Origin of the sequence: Halorussus salilacus (assembly GCF_024138125.1) — an archaeon.
GTDB classification, from domain to species: Archaea; Halobacteriota; Halobacteria; order Halobacteriales; family Haladaptataceae; genus Halorussus; species Halorussus salilacus.
Genome location: NZ_CP099993.1, coordinates 1 through 16,512 on the forward strand (window position 1 = coordinate 1; position 16,512 = coordinate 16,512).

The window sequence follows — 16,512 nt, forward strand, 5'->3', positions numbered from 1 at the left end:
ATTTTATTATATTCCTCGTCGTCCCATACGTCGGAGATGTCAGAGAACTATCGAACGACGCGACGGAGCGTGCTCAGAGCCACGACGGCCGCGGGGGTGGCCGGGTTGGTCGGCGTCCCGACCTCGGCGGGCGCGCAGGACGGCCCCATCCAGATGGGGTCGATTCTGCCGATTACGGGCGAGCTCAGCGCGTACGGGAGCGGGATGCAGGAAGCGGTCAATCTCGCGGTCCAGGACGTAAACGACGCGGGCGGACCGCTCGACCGGGAGATCGAGATCAACAACACCGACAGCCAGACCGTGCCAGACCAGGCGATACAGCAGTACCAGACGCTGGTCAACGAGGACAACATCATCGGCTTCGTCGGCGCGGCCTCCAGCGGCGTGTCGGTGCCGCTGGCCCAACAGGTCGCCGACGACGAGGTGATGCAGGTGAGCAACGCCAGCACCACCCCGGTGCTCGCCAACATCGGGTACAACGAGGACGAGACGGTCAAGTACTTCGCGCGGACCGCGCCCAACGACGCCCAGCAGGGCATCGTGATGGGCCAGATCCTCAACGAGGACGACTACGTCGGCGCGGACACCGCCGCCTTCCTCCACGTCGCGAACCCCTACGGCGAGGGACTCGCCCAGAACGCCAGCGACGCCTTCGAGGGCGAGACCACAGAGATGGTCGCCTACGACCCGCAGGCGACCGACTACACCTCGACGCTCGACTCGGTGTTCGCTGGCGACCCCGACGCGGTCGGGTTCGTCGGCTATCCCGGGAACGGCCGGACCATCCTCGAACAGTGGTCGAATGGGGGCTACGGCGGCGAGTGGGTCCTCAGCGAGGGGCTCAACTCCGCGGAGTTCCTCCAGGAACTCAGCGACATCACGGCCGGGATGTACGTCGCCTCGCCCGACCCCGAGCAGACCGATGGGGCCGACGCCTTCGAGGAGAAGATCGGCGACGCCAACACCCTGTTCGCGCCCCACGCCTACGACGCGCTGTTCCTGATGGCGCTCGCCATCGAGCAGGGAGGCGAGGCCAGCGCCACCGCCATCGCCGAGAACATCCGGTCGGTCTCGCGGCCCGAAGCGGGAGCGATGGCAACCGAGACCGAAACTGCGACCGCCGAGGAGACCCCCTCGGGGTCGGTCGTCACCGTCGGGGAGTTCGACCGCGCGAAGGAACTCATCGCCGACGGCGAGGACATCAACTACCAGGGCGCGTCGAGTCCCGTCAACCTCAACGAGAACCTCGAACCGCTCAACCAGTTCGCCATCCTGCAGGTCCAAGACGACGGCTCGACCGAGAGTCTGGAGACCATCCCGCGGAGCTTCTTCCGCGGACAGCTCTCGGGCGGGAACGGCGGTCAGGAGACGACGACGGAGTAGCACTCGCCGACGCCCGTCTCTCGACGGTTCGGTCCCGCGTTTCCGGCCGAGTCAGCGACGGCGCGGCGCGGTCGCTCGGCGACTGCGCCGCGCTCGCGTCTGTATTTCTACTGTCGACTGCGCCGCGCTCGCGTCTATACTCTTACTCCTCTCGCGCGCTTCGCGCGCCCGTGGGCCCACCGACCGAGAATTTGCGAGGGTTTAAATCGGAAGCCGGGACCAATCCGGACCGGACGCCTCGCGCGGTTTCGGGCAGATAGTCGGCGAGTCAGTCGGCAGTGTCGAACAGGCGGGGGCGTCGCCCGCACCGCGGGCGACGCCCCCGCCCCTACCCCGTGACCGCCAGTCCGACTAACCCGAGAGGGCTGAGCCCCAAACGACGCGACTCGGTCGCGCGAGTCTAGTCCCCTGCCGCTTCGCCGCTCGTTCCGCCACCGCCACCCAGATAGAGGTCAATGACCTCGTCGTTCTCCAGCAGGGCCGCGCCGGTGTCCTCGAACCGGTTCTCGCCCATCTCCAGCACGTAGCCCCGGTCGGAGTTGCGCAGGGCCTTCCGGGCGTTCTGCTCGACCATCAGGACCGCGGTGCCCGACTCGTTTATCGCGAGTATCTTCTCGAACACCTCGTCGACGAGGTCGGGCGCGAGTCCCGCGGAGGGTTCGTCGACCAGCATCAGGGCCGGGTCGACCATCAGACCGCGGCCCATCGCCAGCATCTGCTGTTGGCCGCCCGACATGGTCCCGGCCTTCTGGTTCCGGCGCTCTTCGAGGATGGGGAACCGTGCGAACACCTCGTCGAGGGCGCGCTCGGGAACGTCGTCGAGGATGTACGCGCCCATCTCGAGGTTCTCCCGGACCGTGAGGTTCGGAAAGACGTTGTCGGTCTGGGGGACGTAGCACATCCCCTCGCGGGTGATCTCGTCGGGCCGGTGGCCGGTGATGTCTGCGCCGTCGAAGGCGACCGACCCCTCCCAGCAGTCGATGAGGCCGAAGACGGCCTTCATGAGCGTGGACTTTCCGGCCCCGTTCGGCCCGATGATGCAGACGATCTCGTCGTTGCGGACGTTCATCGAGACGCCGTGGAGAATCTGGGCGTCACCGTATCCCGAGACCACGTCGCGGGCTTCGAGTAGCGCCATCTCTATCCCCCCAGATACGCGTCGACGACGCGCTGGTCGCTCTGGACTTCCTCGGGGGTCCCTTCCATCAGCTTCTTGCCTTGGTCCATGACGATGACGGTGTCGCTCAGGTTCATGATGACCTCCATGTCGTGTTCGACGATGCAGAACGTGTAGCCCCGCTCGCGCAGGCTCTCGATTCGCTCCAGTAGCTTCTCGGTCAGCGCGGGGTTGACCCCGGCGACCGGTTCGTCGAGCAGGATGAGGTCCGGGTCGGTCATCAGCACGCGACCCAGTTCGAGCAGTTTGCGCTGGCCGCCCGAGAGGTTGCCCGCGTACTCGTTGGCGAGGTGGTCGAGTTCGAGGAACTCCAGCATCTCGACCGCGCGCTCGCGGACCTCGTCTTCCTCCGCCGCGACCGCGCTCCGCCGGAACCACGCGTTGGCGATGCGCTCGCCCCGCTGGTCCTGAGGCGCGAGCATCAGGTTCTCCAGCACGGTCATCCCCTGTAGCTCGCGGGTGATCTGGAACGTCCGGGAGAGTCCGGCCTTCGACACCCGGAACGGCCGACTGTACTCGTGGTCGAGCAGGTCGGATTTGACCCGCTCTTGGGCCTGATAGACTCCGGCTCCCAGCCCCGCGCCGACGACTGCGCCAACGCCGAGTCCGACCGTGGAGACCCCGGCAGCCGCCGCCGCGGCGACGCCCGCGCCGCCGAAGCTGAGTCCGGACGCGCCCATCCAGATGCCCTGCTCGGTTCCGCTCGGGCGCATTATCTCCTGGAGGTCGGTCCCCCGGTAGCGAACGCCGCCGTCGTCTGGCCTGTAGAAGCCGCTGATGAGGTTGAACGTCGTGGTCTTCCCGGCACCGTTCGGGCCGATGAGGCCGGTGATGGTCCCCTCCTCGACCTCGAACGTCGCCCCGTCGACCGCGGTGATGCCGCCGAACGTCTTGCGCAGGTCCTCGACTTCGAGTATCGGTTCCCCGGTGCCGTGCGTCTCGGGCGTGCGTTCGGTTTCTACGGGTTCGCTCATTCCTCAGACACCTCCGCGACGGTCCGCTTCTCGCCCCACAGCCCCTCGGGGCGGTAGTAGAGGATGACGATGAGCAACGCGCCGATGAACGCGAGCCGGAGCGCCTGGACCCGCGACTGGGCGGCGGTCGGGAAGAACGCCGCCACGTCGGCGGTCGCCTTCTGGAACGCCCAGTAGATGACCGCCCGAGTATCATCCCCTGTTGTTGGCGGTGCCGCCGATGATGAGGATGAGGAACGCGATGAACGTCACCCGGGGCGCGAACATCGTGTGGACCAGACTCTGGAAGTAGATGGCGGTCAGTCCCCCGGCGAATCCGGCTATCGCCGACCCCAGAACCATGCCCTGGACCTTGTAGGCGAAGGTGTTCTTCCCGAGCGAGGTCGCCACGTCCTCGTCCTCGCGGATGGCCTTCAGCACGCGCCCGAACGGCGAGTCGACCGTGCGCTCCGCGAGGAAGTACACCAGCGCGAGCGACGCCATCGTCAGCACCAGCAGGAACCGCGAGTAGTCGAACACCGCGCCGTCGGGCTGGAACTGGAGGAGCCACAGCAGGTTCTGGACGGTGTTGGACGCGGCCGCGCTCAGGCCGCCGCTGCGCAGTGGCGGAACGTTCGCCACCACGAAGTACCGGATGACGAACAGCCAGAGCGCGCCGACGCCGACGAGTCTGACGAACCCCGCACGCGACTCCGAGCGGTACCGCTTCCAGTTCGACCCGAGGTAGTACAGGCCGTAGAGGAACGCCGTGAGCAGTCCCATCGTCAGCAGGAGGCCGACGCTACTGCGCTGGTCGCCCCCGCCGCTCCCGAGCGCGATGAGCGGGACGAAGGTGGCGACGAACGCGACCGCCAGCCCCAGCGCGAGCGCGAAGTCGCGGGCGGAGAGGTCGCTGTACCGCCGGACTGCGGCGACGCCGCCGAACACCCACGTAAACAGCGAGAACGCCCCGAGGAAGACGAACGCGACGACCTCCGACCCGCCCGCGAGAAGCGACGCCGCGAACGCCGCGGTGGCGGTGACCGCGCCGCCGAGCAGGACGTAGCGCTCTTCGATACCGTAGAACCCCACGGCGAGGGCCGCGAACGCGACCAGTCCGAGCCACCACTCGAACGCGAGGAGGGTCACGACGCCCGAGGCGACCGCGAACAGGCCGCCCGCGGCGAGGAGCGAGCGCCGTTCGGCCTCGCCGGTCGCGGCCCGCGCTCGGCGGGCCGCGACGTACCCGACGCCGAGCGTCGTCAGCGCGAGCAGGGCGTCGACGACCTTCCCGCGAGTGCCCGGCCCCGAGATGGTCCGGTCGGCGGTGACCCCGCCGTCGGCTTCTGTTCGCTCGCCGGGGTCGGCGGGGATGTCGGGCCCGGGCCCGACATCCCCGCCGACCCGCGCGAGGCCGTAGGTCGCGACGGTCCAGAGGACGAACACGACGAACGCGAAGAGCGCGGCGGCCGGAAGCGTCTCGCCGGGGAGCGGGAGGTGGTCGCGGAACGGCTGTTCGAACCCCCGGAGCGACCCCGGGCCGTTGGCGAGCCAGCCCTCCGACTGGACGATTCGCTGGAGGATGACCGAGATGCCGAGCACCGCGATGGCGAGGTAGTCCTCGCGCAGCCGGATGGCGGGGAGCGCGACCAGCATGCCGAGGAGTCCGGCGGCCACCGTCGCCGCGCCGATGGCCGGGAGCCACGGCCAGTTCAGTCCGAGGATGTAGGTGGTGAACTGCTGTTCGCTGGCCGGAGCGAGTACCAGCAGGGCGGTGACGTACGCCCCGACCAGGTAGAACGCGACGTGACCGATGTCGAGCAGGCCGGTGTAGCCGAACTTGACGTTCAGCCCCAGCGCGAGTATCGCGTAGATGCCCACGAGGGTGCCCAGCGAGACGAGACTGGACGATATCGCCACGTCAGCTCCCCCCCGTGATTCCTTCCGGTTTGACGAGCAGGACGACGAACAGGATGACGAACGCGATGGGGATTCGGTAGACCGACCCGACGCCCGGGATGGCGTAGATGCCCACGTCCATCGACAGACCGACGACGTAGCTCCCGAGAATCGCGCCGTACACCGACTGGAGCCCGCCGAGGATGACTCCGGCGAACATCGGGAGCAGGAGGAAGAATCCCATGTTGACCGTGAGCTGGCTGAACAGCACACCCAGCATCACGCCAGCGACGGCGGCGAACGCCCCCGCGATTATCCACGTCGCCATCATCACGCGGTCGGTGTTGATGCCGGTTATCTTCGCGAGGTCGATGTTGTCGCTGGACGCCCGCATCGCCGTCCCGAGTTTGGTCTCCTGAAGCAGGAAGTGAAGCGACCCCATCATCCCCACCGCGATGAACAGGACCGACGCCCGCATCACCGACAGCCGGACCCGCGTCGAGTAGGCCGCCGACTCGGGGACCGACCCCGGTCCGGCGAGCAGGAACAGCGACGCGACGAACCCGGCCAGTCCGAGCGCGCTCGCGGCGAGCTTCGGCCCGACGGTCCGGGAGGCTCCGAACTCGTCGCCTCCCCGCCGCCACCGGTACCCGGCGTACGCCGCCCCGAGCGTGACCGCGAGGACGGCGGCGACCGCGACCCACGAGTAGGTCGCGGCGAACATCGACTCGGGCGGCGTGGGCGCGGTGTCGATCACGTCGAGGGTCACGCCGCCGCTCGTCGCGTAGAAGTCGAAGAACTTCGCGGCCGAGAGGCCGACCTCGTAGCCGAACACGTTGCCGACGCTGGGGACCTCGTAGGTCCGGACGTCGCCGCCGTAGACGGCCTGCGTCCCGAACCGCAACACGAACGAGAGCCCGAGCGTGACGATGAGCATCGTCGCCAGCGAGGCCTCCTTCGCGCGGAACTTCCGGAAGATGCCCTTCTCCAGCAGGGGAGCGACCGCGGCCAGAATCGCGCCCGAGAGCAACAGTCCGGCCCAGATGGAGGGGAACCCGACCACCACGACCGCGCCCAGCGTTGCGGCCGCGAGCGCGTGGGCCCCGAGCGCGACCGCCGGGTTGGGGTCGCCGGGCCACCACGACCCCTTCAGCGCCGCGGTCCCGCCGAGGAGGGACACCGCCGACAGGACCGGCACGACCGTGAGCGCGAACAGGACGACGTACCCCGCGGTGCCGAGGGTCCGCGCGTCTGCCAGCGCCTCGAACACCGGCACGGTGTCGGGTTGGTTGACGAACAGCGCGACGTACGCCCCGAGCATCAGGAACTCCCCGTGGGAGAAGTTCGGCACCTCGGCGATGTTGTACACCAGCGACAGGCCGATGGCACCGAGCGCGACGATGCTCCCGGTCACGAGGCCGTTGACGACGGCGTTCGCCAGCTCCGTGCTAGGTACCACCACTCCCCACCCCACGAGTTACCGTGCTACAAACCCCCATACACAATACCTTCGCGATGCGAACCCATTTCTGTCTTGTGGTTTTTCGCACGTCACCGCCGGGAAGATAAGCGGTCGCGAGCGCCGAAGTCAGGATTCGGCGCGCTCCGAGGGCGGGGGAACGCGAGCGCCCGAGTTGGGGGTCACACGTCCCGGCAGTCCACGCAGATGAGCTGGCCGTTCACGTTCGACAGCTCCCGGCTCAGCGTCCCGCACGCCTCGCAGATGCTCCGGTCGGAGTACTCGGCGCGGTCGCCGTCGTCGACGACGCTCCCCGTCATCTCGGGTTCGCGCCTGTCGTCGACGAGGGCGTTGCCGACGGGCTCGCCGCCGACGCCGGAGGGGTTCTCACGGAGCGACGTCATGCCCGACAGCGACGCGGAAGCCGAGATGACGTCGCGCTCGTCGAGGACGCCGACGAGTTCGTCCCCGTCGGTGACGAGGACCCGCCGGATGTCCTCGTGGGACATCGTCCCCGCGGCGTCGGACAGCCCCCGGTCGGCCTCGACCGAGATGACGGGCTCGGACATCACCTCCGAGACGGGCGTCTCGGTGGGGTCGCCCTCGTCGGCGACGAGCGCGAGTACGTCGGACTCGGTCATGATGCCGACCGGCTCGCTGCCGCGGAGGACGACGACGCTCCCGACGCCGTCGTCGTCCATCAACCGCACCGCGCCCAGGACCGTATCCGACTCGCTCACGCCGACGTATTCGCGGGACATCACGTCCCTGACTGTCACTTCGCCTTCCATGTGCGAAAGATTGCCACAGTTGTTCTAAAAGGTATCCCCGGCAGACTTATCACCGTGACCCGCCTACGTCATAAGTTAGCAGAAATCGCTGCGGCGTCCGGGGGTTTCGAGTCGGAGAGCCGACCCGGTTCAGCGGTCGATGACCACGCGGTCGCCGTCCTCGCGGCACTCTTCGAGGGCGTGCTTGGCCGCCATCCCCGCGGTCTGGGGGGTGTCTGCCTGACCGACGCCGACCTTGAGTTCGACCTCGACGGTGTTCTTGACGTGCTGGATCGCGTCCTCGTAGGCGAGTTCGTCGAGGTCCGGACACACCGCGATGACGTTGTCCCCGCCGACGAAAAAGGAGAGGCCGTCGTGGGCCCGGCGCATGTACTGCATCAGCTCGGCGTAGCCCTGCTCGATGTGGATGAACGAGTCGAAGGCGTTGAGCCGGTCGGTGTACTTTCCGGTGGCGTCGTTCACGTCGAAGTGGGCGATCTGCACGTCGTCGTCGGTCCGCTCGTCGGGGTCGAGGGTCGCGCCCCGAAGAATCTCGGTGCGCGAGTCGTCCTGCGCGCTCCCGGCGTCCTGCAGGTGGGCGGTCGCGTCCGAGAGCGCCTCGACCGGACTGGGGTCGACGCCGACCCCGAAGCTGACGGTCACGGGGTAGCGGTTCCCGACCGACTCCTGTATCATGGCGTGGTCGGTGTCGTCCATCCCGTTCGTCACCGCGACCATGTTGTCGAATCGGGTGAAGAAGACGTACCCCTCGCGGTTGCCGACCAGTTGGGAGAGGTCGGCGTAGAGCCGCGATTGGAGGGTCTGGAGGTCGACCTCCCGGCGCGGTTCGGGCGTCACTGTCCACGGGCCGTAGTTGTCGATCTGAACGAGGGTGACCTGCGTGTTCGTCACTGTTGGTTCGCGCTTGGAATCGACGGCTTATAAGCTATCCTAATCGCGATAGGTGTTCCAGAATTGGAAACGTGCCGAGTTCGATTCGCTGTTGATTCTCCCGTTCGCAGTTATAACAATTTATTTATTTTTGGTGGGTGGGACGTTCGTATGGTCGGACTCTCGGACTTGGGACGGCTCGATTGGAAACAGCGACTCGCCATCGGAGCAGTCCTCGTCCTCGTCACGGACGTGATGGTCGCGGCGCAGGTCAAGTTCGGTTGGCACGATAGACTGGAACTCTTCTGGATCGGCGGCCACCTCCACTTAGCCGCGTGGGCGTTCCTCGGAACGGCGTTCCTACCGCCAGTCGTAGCTCGAATGGACACCGACGACTGGTACGAGGTTTCTACGGTGAAACAGTTGGGGATTCTCTCGGTGGCCGGAGTCGGCGCGCTGGTGCTGTGGTTCGCCATCTCGTTCGTGACCGGTGCTGTACTCGATCTCGCCTTCTGACCACTGCTGCGGACGGTCGAAGGACCGCCGAATTCCATTCCGAGGGATTCAAACCCCCCTCAGCCCTGTACCCTTCCAATGACAATCCCCTCCTTCGTCGTCGGCATCGCCGGTGGGACCGGGGCCGGGAAGACGACGGTCGCCCGCGAGATCACCGAGGAGGTCGAGGACTCGGTCACGCGCATCCCGATGGACAACTACTACGAGGACCTCTCGCACATGGACTTCGAGGAGCGGGCGGAGGTCAACTACGACCACCCCTCGGCGTTCGAGTGGGGTCTCCTGCGCGAGCACATGGACACCCTGCTGTCGGGCCAGCCCATCGAGATGCCCCAGTACGACTTCTCGATACACAATCGAAAGGACGAGACCCGGACCGTCGAGCCGACCGACGTCATCGTGCTGGAGGGCATCTTCGCGCTCTACGACGAGGAACTGAACGAGATGCTCGACCTCCGGGTGTACGTCGAGACCGACGCCGACGTGCGCATCCTCCGGCGCATCGAGCGCGACGTGGTCGAGCGCGAGCGCGACCTGGAGGGCGTCATCGACCAGTACCTCTCGACGGTCAAGCCGATGCACGAGCAGTTCGTCGCGCCCACCAAGAAGCGCGCCGACATCATCATCCCCGAGGGGGCCAACGCGGTCGCGGTCGGCCTGCTGGAGGAGAAGGTCCGCGCCGAGACCTACACCGACTCGGGGTCGGCGTGGCGACTCGGCGACGAGGGCGTCGAACGCGAGCAGCGGGGCCGCTACGCGATGACCGACGCGAGCACGGGCGTCACGAATCCCGGCGGGGAGGGCGGAGAGGACAGAGAGGGCGAAAAGAGCGGCGGAGACGGAGAGAACGGGGAGAACGGTCGGTTCGGCGAGTCGTTCGACTGACTCAGGCGCTCTTCTTCTCGGGGTTCTCGCCCTTCGGGTGGTAGTCCCAGAAGCCGCCAGCGCGCATCCCGCGCCCGACCGCCTTGTGGAAGTCGACGATGTCCTCGAACTCGTCCTGGTCGACGTACTCGAAGATGTCGGCGACGCTCACGACGCGCTGGTAGTTGATGCGCACCGGCTCGTCGGCGTGTTCCTCGACGAACTCCTCCCTCGCGAGCGGGAAGTCCTCCTCCTCGTCGAGTTTCTTGGCGAGGACCGCCATGCCGTACTTGCGCCCGCCTTCGCTTCCCTCTTCGCCGTCGGGGTCGTGGGGCCAGTCCATACTCGATTCGTCGGTCAGGGGTCCCAAAAGGGTTTCTCTCTCGTCGTTTCGCCGCGCGGCGTTCCGGTGTGGAACGCCGCGCGCCGCTCGATGTCATCCACTCGCACACCGTCGAAAACTGTTTTCGGCCGGGTGTCCCATCGCACGGTATGACGACGACCCGAGACCTCACCCCCGACGACGCCCCGGAACTGACCGCCCTCTACGAGGAGTACGAGTGGTGGGCCGACCGCGACGAAGCCACCGTCCGCGAGGCGCTGGCCGACACGGAGGTCGCGGTCGGCGTCGAGGACGACGGCGACCTCGTGGCGTCGGCGCGCGTCCTGACCGATTACCGGTACTACGCCACCGTCTACGACGTCATCGTCGCGGCCGACCGCCGCGGCGAGGGGTTCGGCGAGGAGCTCGTGGACGCGCTCGTTGAGCATCCGGATTTGCAGGCGCTTCCGGGCCTCTCGCTACTCTGCCGGGAGGGGCTGGTCCCCTTCTACGAGTCGGTCGGCTTCGAACTGTTCGGTCCGGAGTTCGAAGTTCCGGAGGGCGGCGAAGAGGAGCTAGTGAGGATGGTGTACAAGCACGAATGAAGCGAACAGACCGACTGCTCACGGTTCGTCCGTCGGAGAATGCGGTGGGAATGGGATTTGAACCCATGAGGCATGACGCCACCTGCTTTCAAGGCAGGCGCAATAGGCCGCTCTGCCATCCCACCCTCAGTGGCCTTCATCACCCCGAGACCGTGACGCGATTTCACAGCTTCGAACCGTGAATCCATGACGGCGACTCAATCCATCGAAGCTCGCTTGAACGAACCCGGAACGGTCTAAATCGCCACCATCGGGGTGTATTGCCATGTCTGCGTGCGAGAAAGTTGAAGGTATCGTTCTCATCTCGGCGCGTGACGTCCTGCGGGGCGGGAGCATCACACCCGGAAGGTATCGAGAACCGGAGAGTTGGGGCTAACGGCGGTTGTTTCTAATCGTGGAGCGACCGAAGCGCGACCGCCTCGCACGTATCCGAACGCTGGTCCGACCGCCGTACCCACCATTTGTAGTGCTTGCCAGACTACGTTCGCCCGCCCCGTCGAATGCTCCCCGGGCGACGAGACCGGTTCCCGGGACGGACAACGCTTTCACGGCGGCCCGACCACTCCTGCGTATGCACCAATGGAAACGGGGTGTGGCGGTCGCGCTCGCGGTCCTGCTGATCGCGGTGAGTGGTGTGGCCGTCTATTTTTCGTTTCCCCAACAGGGACACACGTCGTCGGTCCGATCGGTCCAAGACGACCCGCGGATTTCGGTCTCGTCAGCGGATGGTGTGGGAGTGCTCTCGCCGACAGAGACGAACTCGACCACGGGACTCGTGTTCTATCCCGGCGCGCGCGTCGCTCCGGACGCCTACTATCGCGCGCTCGCACCGCTGGTGACGCGGGCGAACGTCACCGTGTTCGTCCCGACGATGCCCCTCAACGTAGCACTCCTCGACCCCGATGCCGCCGAGTCGATACGGACCAGCCATCCCCACATTCGAACGTGGGCCGTCGGCGGGCACTCGCTCGGCGGTGTCGCGGCCTGTCAGTACACCGACTCCAACCCGGGCGACGTTCGGGGACTCGTCCTGTTGGCCTCCTACTGCAACGGCGACGTGAGCGACCAGTCGCTGGCGGTTCTCAGCGTCACCGGGAGTGCGGATACCGTCCTCGACCGCGAGAACTACCGTGCAGGCCGAACTCGCCTCCCGCCGAACGCGACGTTCCACGAAATCAGGGGGATGAACCACACGCAGTTCGGGTCGTATCGTGGCCAACGGGGGGATTCGCGTGCGCCGCTTTCGTACGACGAGGCGCATCGGCGACTCGCCGAAGTCCTCGTCTCTTGGGCGCGAGACCACCTCGATAGCGGGCAGTCGCGGAGCATCGGCGGAGACGGGAAGGACGGGCCTCTGCAACCCATCCCCCGAGAGTCGTGGACGCTGGCGGCGAACCGGTGAGACTGTCTACTCCCGGACCAGTTCCGGGCCGTCTTCCCCCTCGACCACGCGAAGCCCCCACTCGCGGAGCAGGCTCGCGGTGTGCTCGGGCACGATTCGGCCCGCTCTGGCCCGGGCGTTCAGGACCGGGACCAGCGACAGCAGGTCCGCGCCGGTCCGGACCTCGGCCATCGACGGGAGGAACTCGACCTCGTGGCCCGCGTCGACGGCGCGAGTCGTCAGCGTCTCGACCGCCGGGGCGGCGTAGGCGTCCTCGAAGTCGAGTTCCGCGGTGGTGAACCCCGCGAAGTACGCCCCGCCGCGCTCGCTCGGGCCGACGACGACCTCGTTGCGCCGGAGCTTCATCGCGGCGCTGTCTACCTCCTTTCGCGTCAGGGTCGGCGCGGTGCCCGGGACGACCGCCGCCGACCGGACCCCCTCGCGTTCGAGCAGGTGGGTTACGGTGTTGCCCGCGCGCGCTGAGAAGGTCGAGCCGACCTGCACCTCGAACCGGGCGTCGTCGGGGTCGTCGAGCGCGTCGGCCGCGAGCGCCCGGACCTCGGCCTCCGCGCTCCGGTCGCCCTCGTGCTCGGGCGCGATGAGGTCGTCGGGCCGGTAGTTGATCAGGAGTTCGCCCCCGCTGCGCTCGACCGCGGCGAGGGTGTCCTTCAGCGCGGCGGCGTAGAGGTCGGCCGCCTCCCGCTCGGAGACCGGCGACGACTCGGGTAGCTCCGGGAGTGCGAGTCCGGGACGGGGCGGGTCGGCGAAGACCGCGAGAACTGTCATGCCCTGACTTCCGTCTTCCGCGGCCTTGAAAGTCGCCATTCGGTCGCGACCCCGCGGGGCGGGCGAACTCGGCGAGCCCACCTTTTTGTCGCTCGACGCCGTCGCTCCGAGCATGGACTGGTGGAAACCCCTCGCCGCCCTGACCGTGGCCTGCGTTGCGTTCGTCGCGGTCGGCGGGACGGTCCGACTCGTTCGCGCCGCCGTCACGAGTCCGGCGGCCCTCGCGGTGGCCGCCATGCTCGTCTTCGCGGTGCTCGCGGTGACCCAGTGGGGCGCGCGCCCCCCGCGGTGGCTCTCGACGCCGTACTGGTGACTATCGCCCCCGCCGACCCTTCGTCTGGCGGTAGTCTCGGTCCATCAGCCCGAGGAAGTGGTCGAGGAACGCCTCCCTGCGCTCGTCGGACATCGTCTCGGGGTCGGCCATCGGCACGAGTTCGAACCCCCGGCCCCGAATCGTGGTCGCGTGGACCTCGTCAATCTCGAACTCCTCGGCGGATGCGGTGGTGTACTCGGCCGCTATCTCGCGGAGCGCGCGCTCGCCCACCGGAACCAGAATCTCGGGGTTTATCATCCGTATCTCGGCGTTGAGGTAGGGTTCGCAGGTGGCGACCTCCCCGTCGGTGGGCGACCGCTCGGGATGGCGACACCGCGCGAGGTAGGTCACGAAGGCGTTTTCCAGTTCGGGTCGGTCGTCGCTCGGTAGCGACTCGTTGAGCCCGAGCCGACCCAGCACGTCCTGAAACTGCTCGCCGCGCTCGTCACCCGTGAACGGTACGCCCGTCTGGTCGGCCCCCTCGGTCGGGGCCTCGCCGACGAACAGGAAGTCCGCGCCCACGTCGCCGTAACCGTGGACGACGCGCTGGCGGGTCTCGCACAGCGCCGGGCAGTTCCGGCAGTCGGCGTCCATGCCGAAGGGGTTCGCGCGGGTCCGCTGGTTGGCGTCCATCGTCGGTACCGTGGGTCTCGCCCGGTAAAAACCGGTCGGAGCGCGCCGGAGTCCTCGGCCTACCCGCGAGCGGCCAGATAGGTCACCGCCAGTTCGTGGAGCCGGGGATGTGGCATCGCGTGGGGCCGGGCCGCGTGGACGACGCCGAGCGCGTCGCGGAACGCAAGCGACTCCTCGGCGGCGAGCGTCGCCGCGACGACCGCGGCGCTCCGCGAGATTCCGGCCCGACAGTGTATCAGCACCGACCCGTCCCGTCGCACGAGTCGGCGGGCGGCGTCGACCGCCGACTCGAACGCGGTCCAGTCGGCGTCGTCGCCGTCCACCAGCGGCCGGTGGTGGGTCGTCAGCCCCCGCTCGCCGCGGCTCACCGACAGGACGTACTCGAAGCGCCGGTCGTGGGCCCCGGGGTCGGCCGCCGGTCCGTTCCCGAGGTGGAGGTCGCGGTCGCCGATTCGCCGGACGACCGGCCGGTCGGCGACGTGGCCGAACGGCCGGACGAACACCTCGGGCGAGTCGGCGTCTCCGGGCGTCTCGTCGGCGTTCACGTCCCTCGAATCCGGTCGATGGATACTAACGCTTGCGGTCCGATTCGTCGGCACTGTTCAGATAAGCGTTGAAGGATGAGGCGGTCGAATTCGTAGTGGTCTATGCCAGAATTCAGCCGCCTCAACGAATGTAGCGACTGGATCGAGTTAGAGTTTGTGGAGCGAGAAGCGACACCGGAGCCGCTGATGAAGCTCAGTATCCACCTGCATGCGGCCGGATTATCACTCTCGGATACTGTTTCTATCTTAGAGAAGTTCGGTGTCAAACGGTGTCGCTCCACTATCCACAATTGGGTGCAGAAAGCCGATCTACAGCCGACTGACGGCAAAAGCCCGAATCACGTTGCGGTCGATGAAACGGTGATTCAACTCAACAATCAACGCTACTGGCTGTACGCCGCCGTCGATCCCGAAACTAACGAATTCCTCCACGTCAAGCTCTATCCGACACGAACTATCGTTGTGACGAAGCAGTTTCTCACCGAATTGCAAGAGAAACACCGCGTCGGTGACGCGGTGTTTCTCGTCGATGGCGCACCGTGGTTACAGGCCGCACTCTTCGAGAAAAACCTCCGATTTCAGTATGTTCGCCACGGAAATCGGAACAGCGTCGAACGTGTTTTCAAAGAACTAAAACGCCGAACCAAACAATTCGCCAATCATTTCCGCCACGCGACCCACCGCTCCGCCGAAAATTGGTTGCAAACCTTCGCCTTCGCATGGAATCAGCTAATCTGAACAATGCCCGATTCGTCGTTCACCTCGTCGTCGGGGTCGACGCACTCGACAACGGTGTCGAACAGCGCCCCGACCGCTCGAACCGCCGCGCGGTCGCAGGCCGAGGGAGTCAGGGGGAAGTAGCCCGCCGCGTCGCGCTCGCCGAGCAGTCGGAACGCCGCGGAGAGGAACTCCGTCGCGGCGTCGACGCCCGCCCGGGCGAGCAGCGCGGTCACCGAGTCGACGTACGCCACCGTCCGACCGCGGGCGGGCCACGCGTCGAGGTAGCTCGCCATCGCGTCGCGTACCGCCGCGAGGTCGCTCGGGTCGGGGACGCCCGAGACGACCGGTCCGGCCGCGGGCGCGGCGACCGCGCCCGCGGAGCGCATCGTGCTACCCACTTCCACGACGCCCACGTCGCGCGGCTGTCGGTCGGCCCGCTCGCGCCACGCCCCGAAGAGCCGGTCCGAGTCGCCGAACGTGACCGCGAGCACGGCGTCGGGGTCGGCGGCTACCGCGAGGTCGAGCGGCGTCGGGTCGTCGGTCGACGACCGAACGACGAGGACGTGCGGGTCGCCGCCGACGCGCGTCCGGACCAGTTTCGTGTTCGGCACGGCTCGTCTCCCCTACGAGTCGGCTACCGAGCGGTTACTGATTCTGATGCGACCGTCGCTCCAGACCACGACCGCGAGGTCGCACACCTCGAAGCTCACGCTCGCTTGACCCTCGGCGTCGGTGAACAGACTGTCGAGCGCGTCCGGGTCGATTCGCTCGCCCAGCGGAACGACGGTCCGGGTCGGGTCGATGCCCGCGATTTCGGCCACGACCTCGATGATCGTCTCGCTGAGCGCCAGCGGGCCGTCGGGGTCGTGGCGTGCGCGATAGACCCCCGACCGTTCGCACGCTTCGGTCAGTTCCGCCCCCTCGTCGGCTCCGTTGCCCCCGTAGCTCTTTGACATGAGTTCCCAACCTCGTGTGACGTTACGTCTTCATCAGGAATAAATTTGTGCATAATATTTCTGTAAATAATTGGGTTGTGGGTGTTTGGACACGGCTGTGTGACCGCCGAGAGAAGGCCCTCGTAATCGCCGGGAGGACGCTCGGCGGCGCCCTCCCGGTTCGAATCCGCGGATAAGTGAGACCTACTCCGATAGCTCCGTACCGCGTCGTTCGGTAAAGTCCGGTTGCCCGACTCCAACGAGCGGTGTCGAGAGCGAACTCCCCGTTACGAAAGGTTCAACCTCGCAACGATGGGTCCCCTTTACCTCTCTCGCGGGACTCGATTCGCTGGGGGTTTC

General features: G+C 67.0%; 20 protein-coding genes and 1 tRNA gene. 7 read left to right on the top strand and 14 right to left on the bottom strand.

From position 1 onward, the window contains the following. Positions 1 to 36 precede the first annotated feature (36 nt). A complete protein-coding gene (locus NGM10_RS00005; protein WP_253480389.1) occupies positions 37 to 1,383 on the top strand; it encodes an ABC transporter substrate-binding protein in 1,347 nt (448 codons plus the stop codon). Positions 1,384 to 1,783: 400 nt separating this feature from the next. Here the strand turns inward: NGM10_RS00005 and NGM10_RS00010 are convergent, their stop codons facing one another. The 7 genes from NGM10_RS00010 to NGM10_RS00040 all read right to left on the bottom strand — a co-directional run bounded on the left by NGM10_RS00010 (position 1,784) and on the right by NGM10_RS00040 (position 8,553). Then, the gene (locus NGM10_RS00010; RefSeq protein WP_253480391.1) at positions 1,784 to 2,521 is read right to left on the bottom strand and encodes an ABC transporter ATP-binding protein; all 738 of its coding nucleotides are present in this window, start codon (positions 2,519 to 2,521) and stop codon (positions 1,784 to 1,786) included. A 2-nt stretch (positions 2,522 to 2,523) separates the two neighbouring features. Continuing rightward, positions 2,524 to 3,534, bottom strand: a complete 1,011-nt coding sequence (locus tag NGM10_RS00015; protein ID WP_253480393.1) for an ABC transporter ATP-binding protein — start codon at positions 3,532 to 3,534, stop codon at positions 2,524 to 2,526. Beyond that, positions 3,531 to 3,680, bottom strand: coding sequence for a hypothetical protein (locus NGM10_RS00020; RefSeq protein WP_253480395.1), 150 nt, complete (start codon positions 3,678 to 3,680; stop codon positions 3,531 to 3,533). The genes NGM10_RS00015 and NGM10_RS00020 overlap by 4 nt, the downstream gene beginning before the upstream one ends. Positions 3,681 to 3,726: 46 nt before the next feature. After that, on the bottom strand, positions 3,727 to 5,433 hold the full coding sequence (locus NGM10_RS00025; protein WP_253480397.1) for a branched-chain amino acid ABC transporter permease: 1,707 nt from the start codon (positions 5,431 to 5,433) through the stop codon (positions 3,727 to 3,729). A 1-nt stretch (position 5,434) separates the two neighbouring features. Further along, entirely contained in the window at positions 5,435 to 6,871 is a 1,437-nt protein-coding gene (locus NGM10_RS00030; protein ID WP_253480398.1) for a branched-chain amino acid ABC transporter permease, read from the bottom strand. A 182-nt stretch (positions 6,872 to 7,053) separates the two neighbouring features. Further along, entirely contained in the window at positions 7,054 to 7,662 is a 609-nt protein-coding gene (locus tag NGM10_RS00035; RefSeq protein WP_253480400.1) for a CBS domain-containing protein, read from the bottom strand. Between the two features lie 129 nt (positions 7,663 to 7,791). Next, positions 7,792 to 8,553 carry a GTP cyclohydrolase III gene (locus NGM10_RS00040; RefSeq protein ID WP_253480402.1) on the bottom strand — a complete coding sequence of 254 codons (762 nt, stop codon included), beginning with the start codon at positions 8,551 to 8,553 and terminating at the stop codon, positions 7,792 to 7,794. A 150-nt stretch (positions 8,554 to 8,703) separates the two neighbouring features. Here NGM10_RS00040 and NGM10_RS00045 point away from each other — a divergent pair, with 150 nt between their 5' ends. Both NGM10_RS00045 and udk read left to right on the top strand, forming a co-directional pair. Beyond that, on the top strand, positions 8,704 to 9,048 hold the full coding sequence (locus NGM10_RS00045) for a hypothetical protein (RefSeq protein WP_253480404.1): 345 nt from the start codon (positions 8,704 to 8,706) through the stop codon (positions 9,046 to 9,048). Positions 9,049 to 9,126: 78 nt separating this feature from the next. After that, entirely contained in the window at positions 9,127 to 9,933 is an 807-nt protein-coding gene (gene udk / locus NGM10_RS00050) for a uridine kinase (protein WP_253480405.1), read from the top strand. A 1-nt stretch (position 9,934) separates the two neighbouring features. On the opposite strand, the gene NGM10_RS00055 is transcribed toward udk, so the two are convergent. Then, the gene (locus NGM10_RS00055; RefSeq protein WP_253480407.1) at positions 9,935 to 10,255 is read right to left on the bottom strand and encodes a DUF5785 family protein; all 321 of its coding nucleotides are present in this window, start codon (positions 10,253 to 10,255) and stop codon (positions 9,935 to 9,937) included. Positions 10,256 to 10,404: 149 nt separating this feature from the next. Here NGM10_RS00055 and NGM10_RS00060 point away from each other — a divergent pair, with 149 nt between their 5' ends. Beyond that, positions 10,405 to 10,839 (top strand): GNAT family N-acetyltransferase, encoded by a 435-nt coding sequence (locus NGM10_RS00060; protein WP_253480409.1) that lies wholly within the window; start codon positions 10,405 to 10,407, stop codon positions 10,837 to 10,839. A 42-nt stretch (positions 10,840 to 10,881) separates the two neighbouring features. On the opposite strand, the gene NGM10_RS00065 is transcribed toward NGM10_RS00060, so the two are convergent. After that, positions 10,882 to 10,964 (bottom strand) — tRNA-Ser (locus NGM10_RS00065). A gap of 446 nt (positions 10,965 to 11,410) precedes the next feature. Here NGM10_RS00065 and NGM10_RS00070 point away from each other — a divergent pair. Then, the gene (locus NGM10_RS00070; RefSeq protein WP_253480411.1) at positions 11,411 to 12,241 is read left to right on the top strand and encodes an alpha/beta hydrolase; all 831 of its coding nucleotides are present in this window, start codon (positions 11,411 to 11,413) and stop codon (positions 12,239 to 12,241) included. Between the two features lie 6 nt (positions 12,242 to 12,247). Here NGM10_RS00070 and NGM10_RS00075 read toward each other — a convergent pair whose 3' ends face one another. Then, the gene (locus NGM10_RS00075; protein WP_253480412.1) at positions 12,248 to 13,006 is read right to left on the bottom strand and encodes a TIGR04282 family arsenosugar biosynthesis glycosyltransferase; all 759 of its coding nucleotides are present in this window, start codon (positions 13,004 to 13,006) and stop codon (positions 12,248 to 12,250) included. Positions 13,007 to 13,118: 112 nt separating this feature from the next. On the opposite strand from NGM10_RS00075, the gene NGM10_RS00080 reads away from it, so the two are divergent. Beyond that, positions 13,119 to 13,319: a hypothetical protein gene (locus NGM10_RS00080; protein ID WP_253480413.1), complete on the top strand. Its 201-nt coding sequence runs from the start codon at positions 13,119 to 13,121 to the stop codon at positions 13,317 to 13,319. Here NGM10_RS00080 and NGM10_RS00085 read toward each other — a convergent pair whose 3' ends face one another. Together NGM10_RS00085 and NGM10_RS00090 are read right to left on the bottom strand one after the other, a co-directional pair. Continuing rightward, positions 13,320 to 13,952 carry a uracil-DNA glycosylase gene (locus NGM10_RS00085; RefSeq protein WP_253480414.1) on the bottom strand — a complete coding sequence of 211 codons (633 nt, stop codon included), beginning with the start codon at positions 13,950 to 13,952 and terminating at the stop codon, positions 13,320 to 13,322. A gap of 59 nt (positions 13,953 to 14,011) precedes the next feature. Then, positions 14,012 to 14,497: a protein-tyrosine phosphatase family protein gene (locus tag NGM10_RS00090; RefSeq protein ID WP_253480415.1), complete on the bottom strand. Its 486-nt coding sequence runs from the start codon at positions 14,495 to 14,497 to the stop codon at positions 14,012 to 14,014. Between the two features lie 102 nt (positions 14,498 to 14,599). On the opposite strand from NGM10_RS00090, the gene NGM10_RS00095 reads away from it, so the two are divergent. Beyond that, a complete protein-coding gene (locus tag NGM10_RS00095) occupies positions 14,600 to 15,235 on the top strand; it encodes an IS6 family transposase (RefSeq protein ID WP_253480417.1) in 636 nt (211 codons plus the stop codon). On the opposite strand, the gene NGM10_RS00100 is transcribed toward NGM10_RS00095, so the two are convergent. After that, positions 15,223 to 15,828 (bottom strand): DUF7504 family protein, encoded by a 606-nt coding sequence (locus tag NGM10_RS00100; RefSeq protein ID WP_253480419.1) that lies wholly within the window; start codon positions 15,826 to 15,828, stop codon positions 15,223 to 15,225. The two genes, NGM10_RS00095 and NGM10_RS00100, sit on opposite strands and share 13 nt — an antisense overlap. A gap of 12 nt (positions 15,829 to 15,840) precedes the next feature. Next, complete coding sequence (locus tag NGM10_RS00105; protein WP_253480422.1) at positions 15,841 to 16,173, bottom strand: HalOD1 output domain-containing protein; 333 nt, start codon at positions 16,171 to 16,173, stop codon at positions 15,841 to 15,843. Positions 16,174 to 16,512 lie beyond the last annotated feature (339 nt).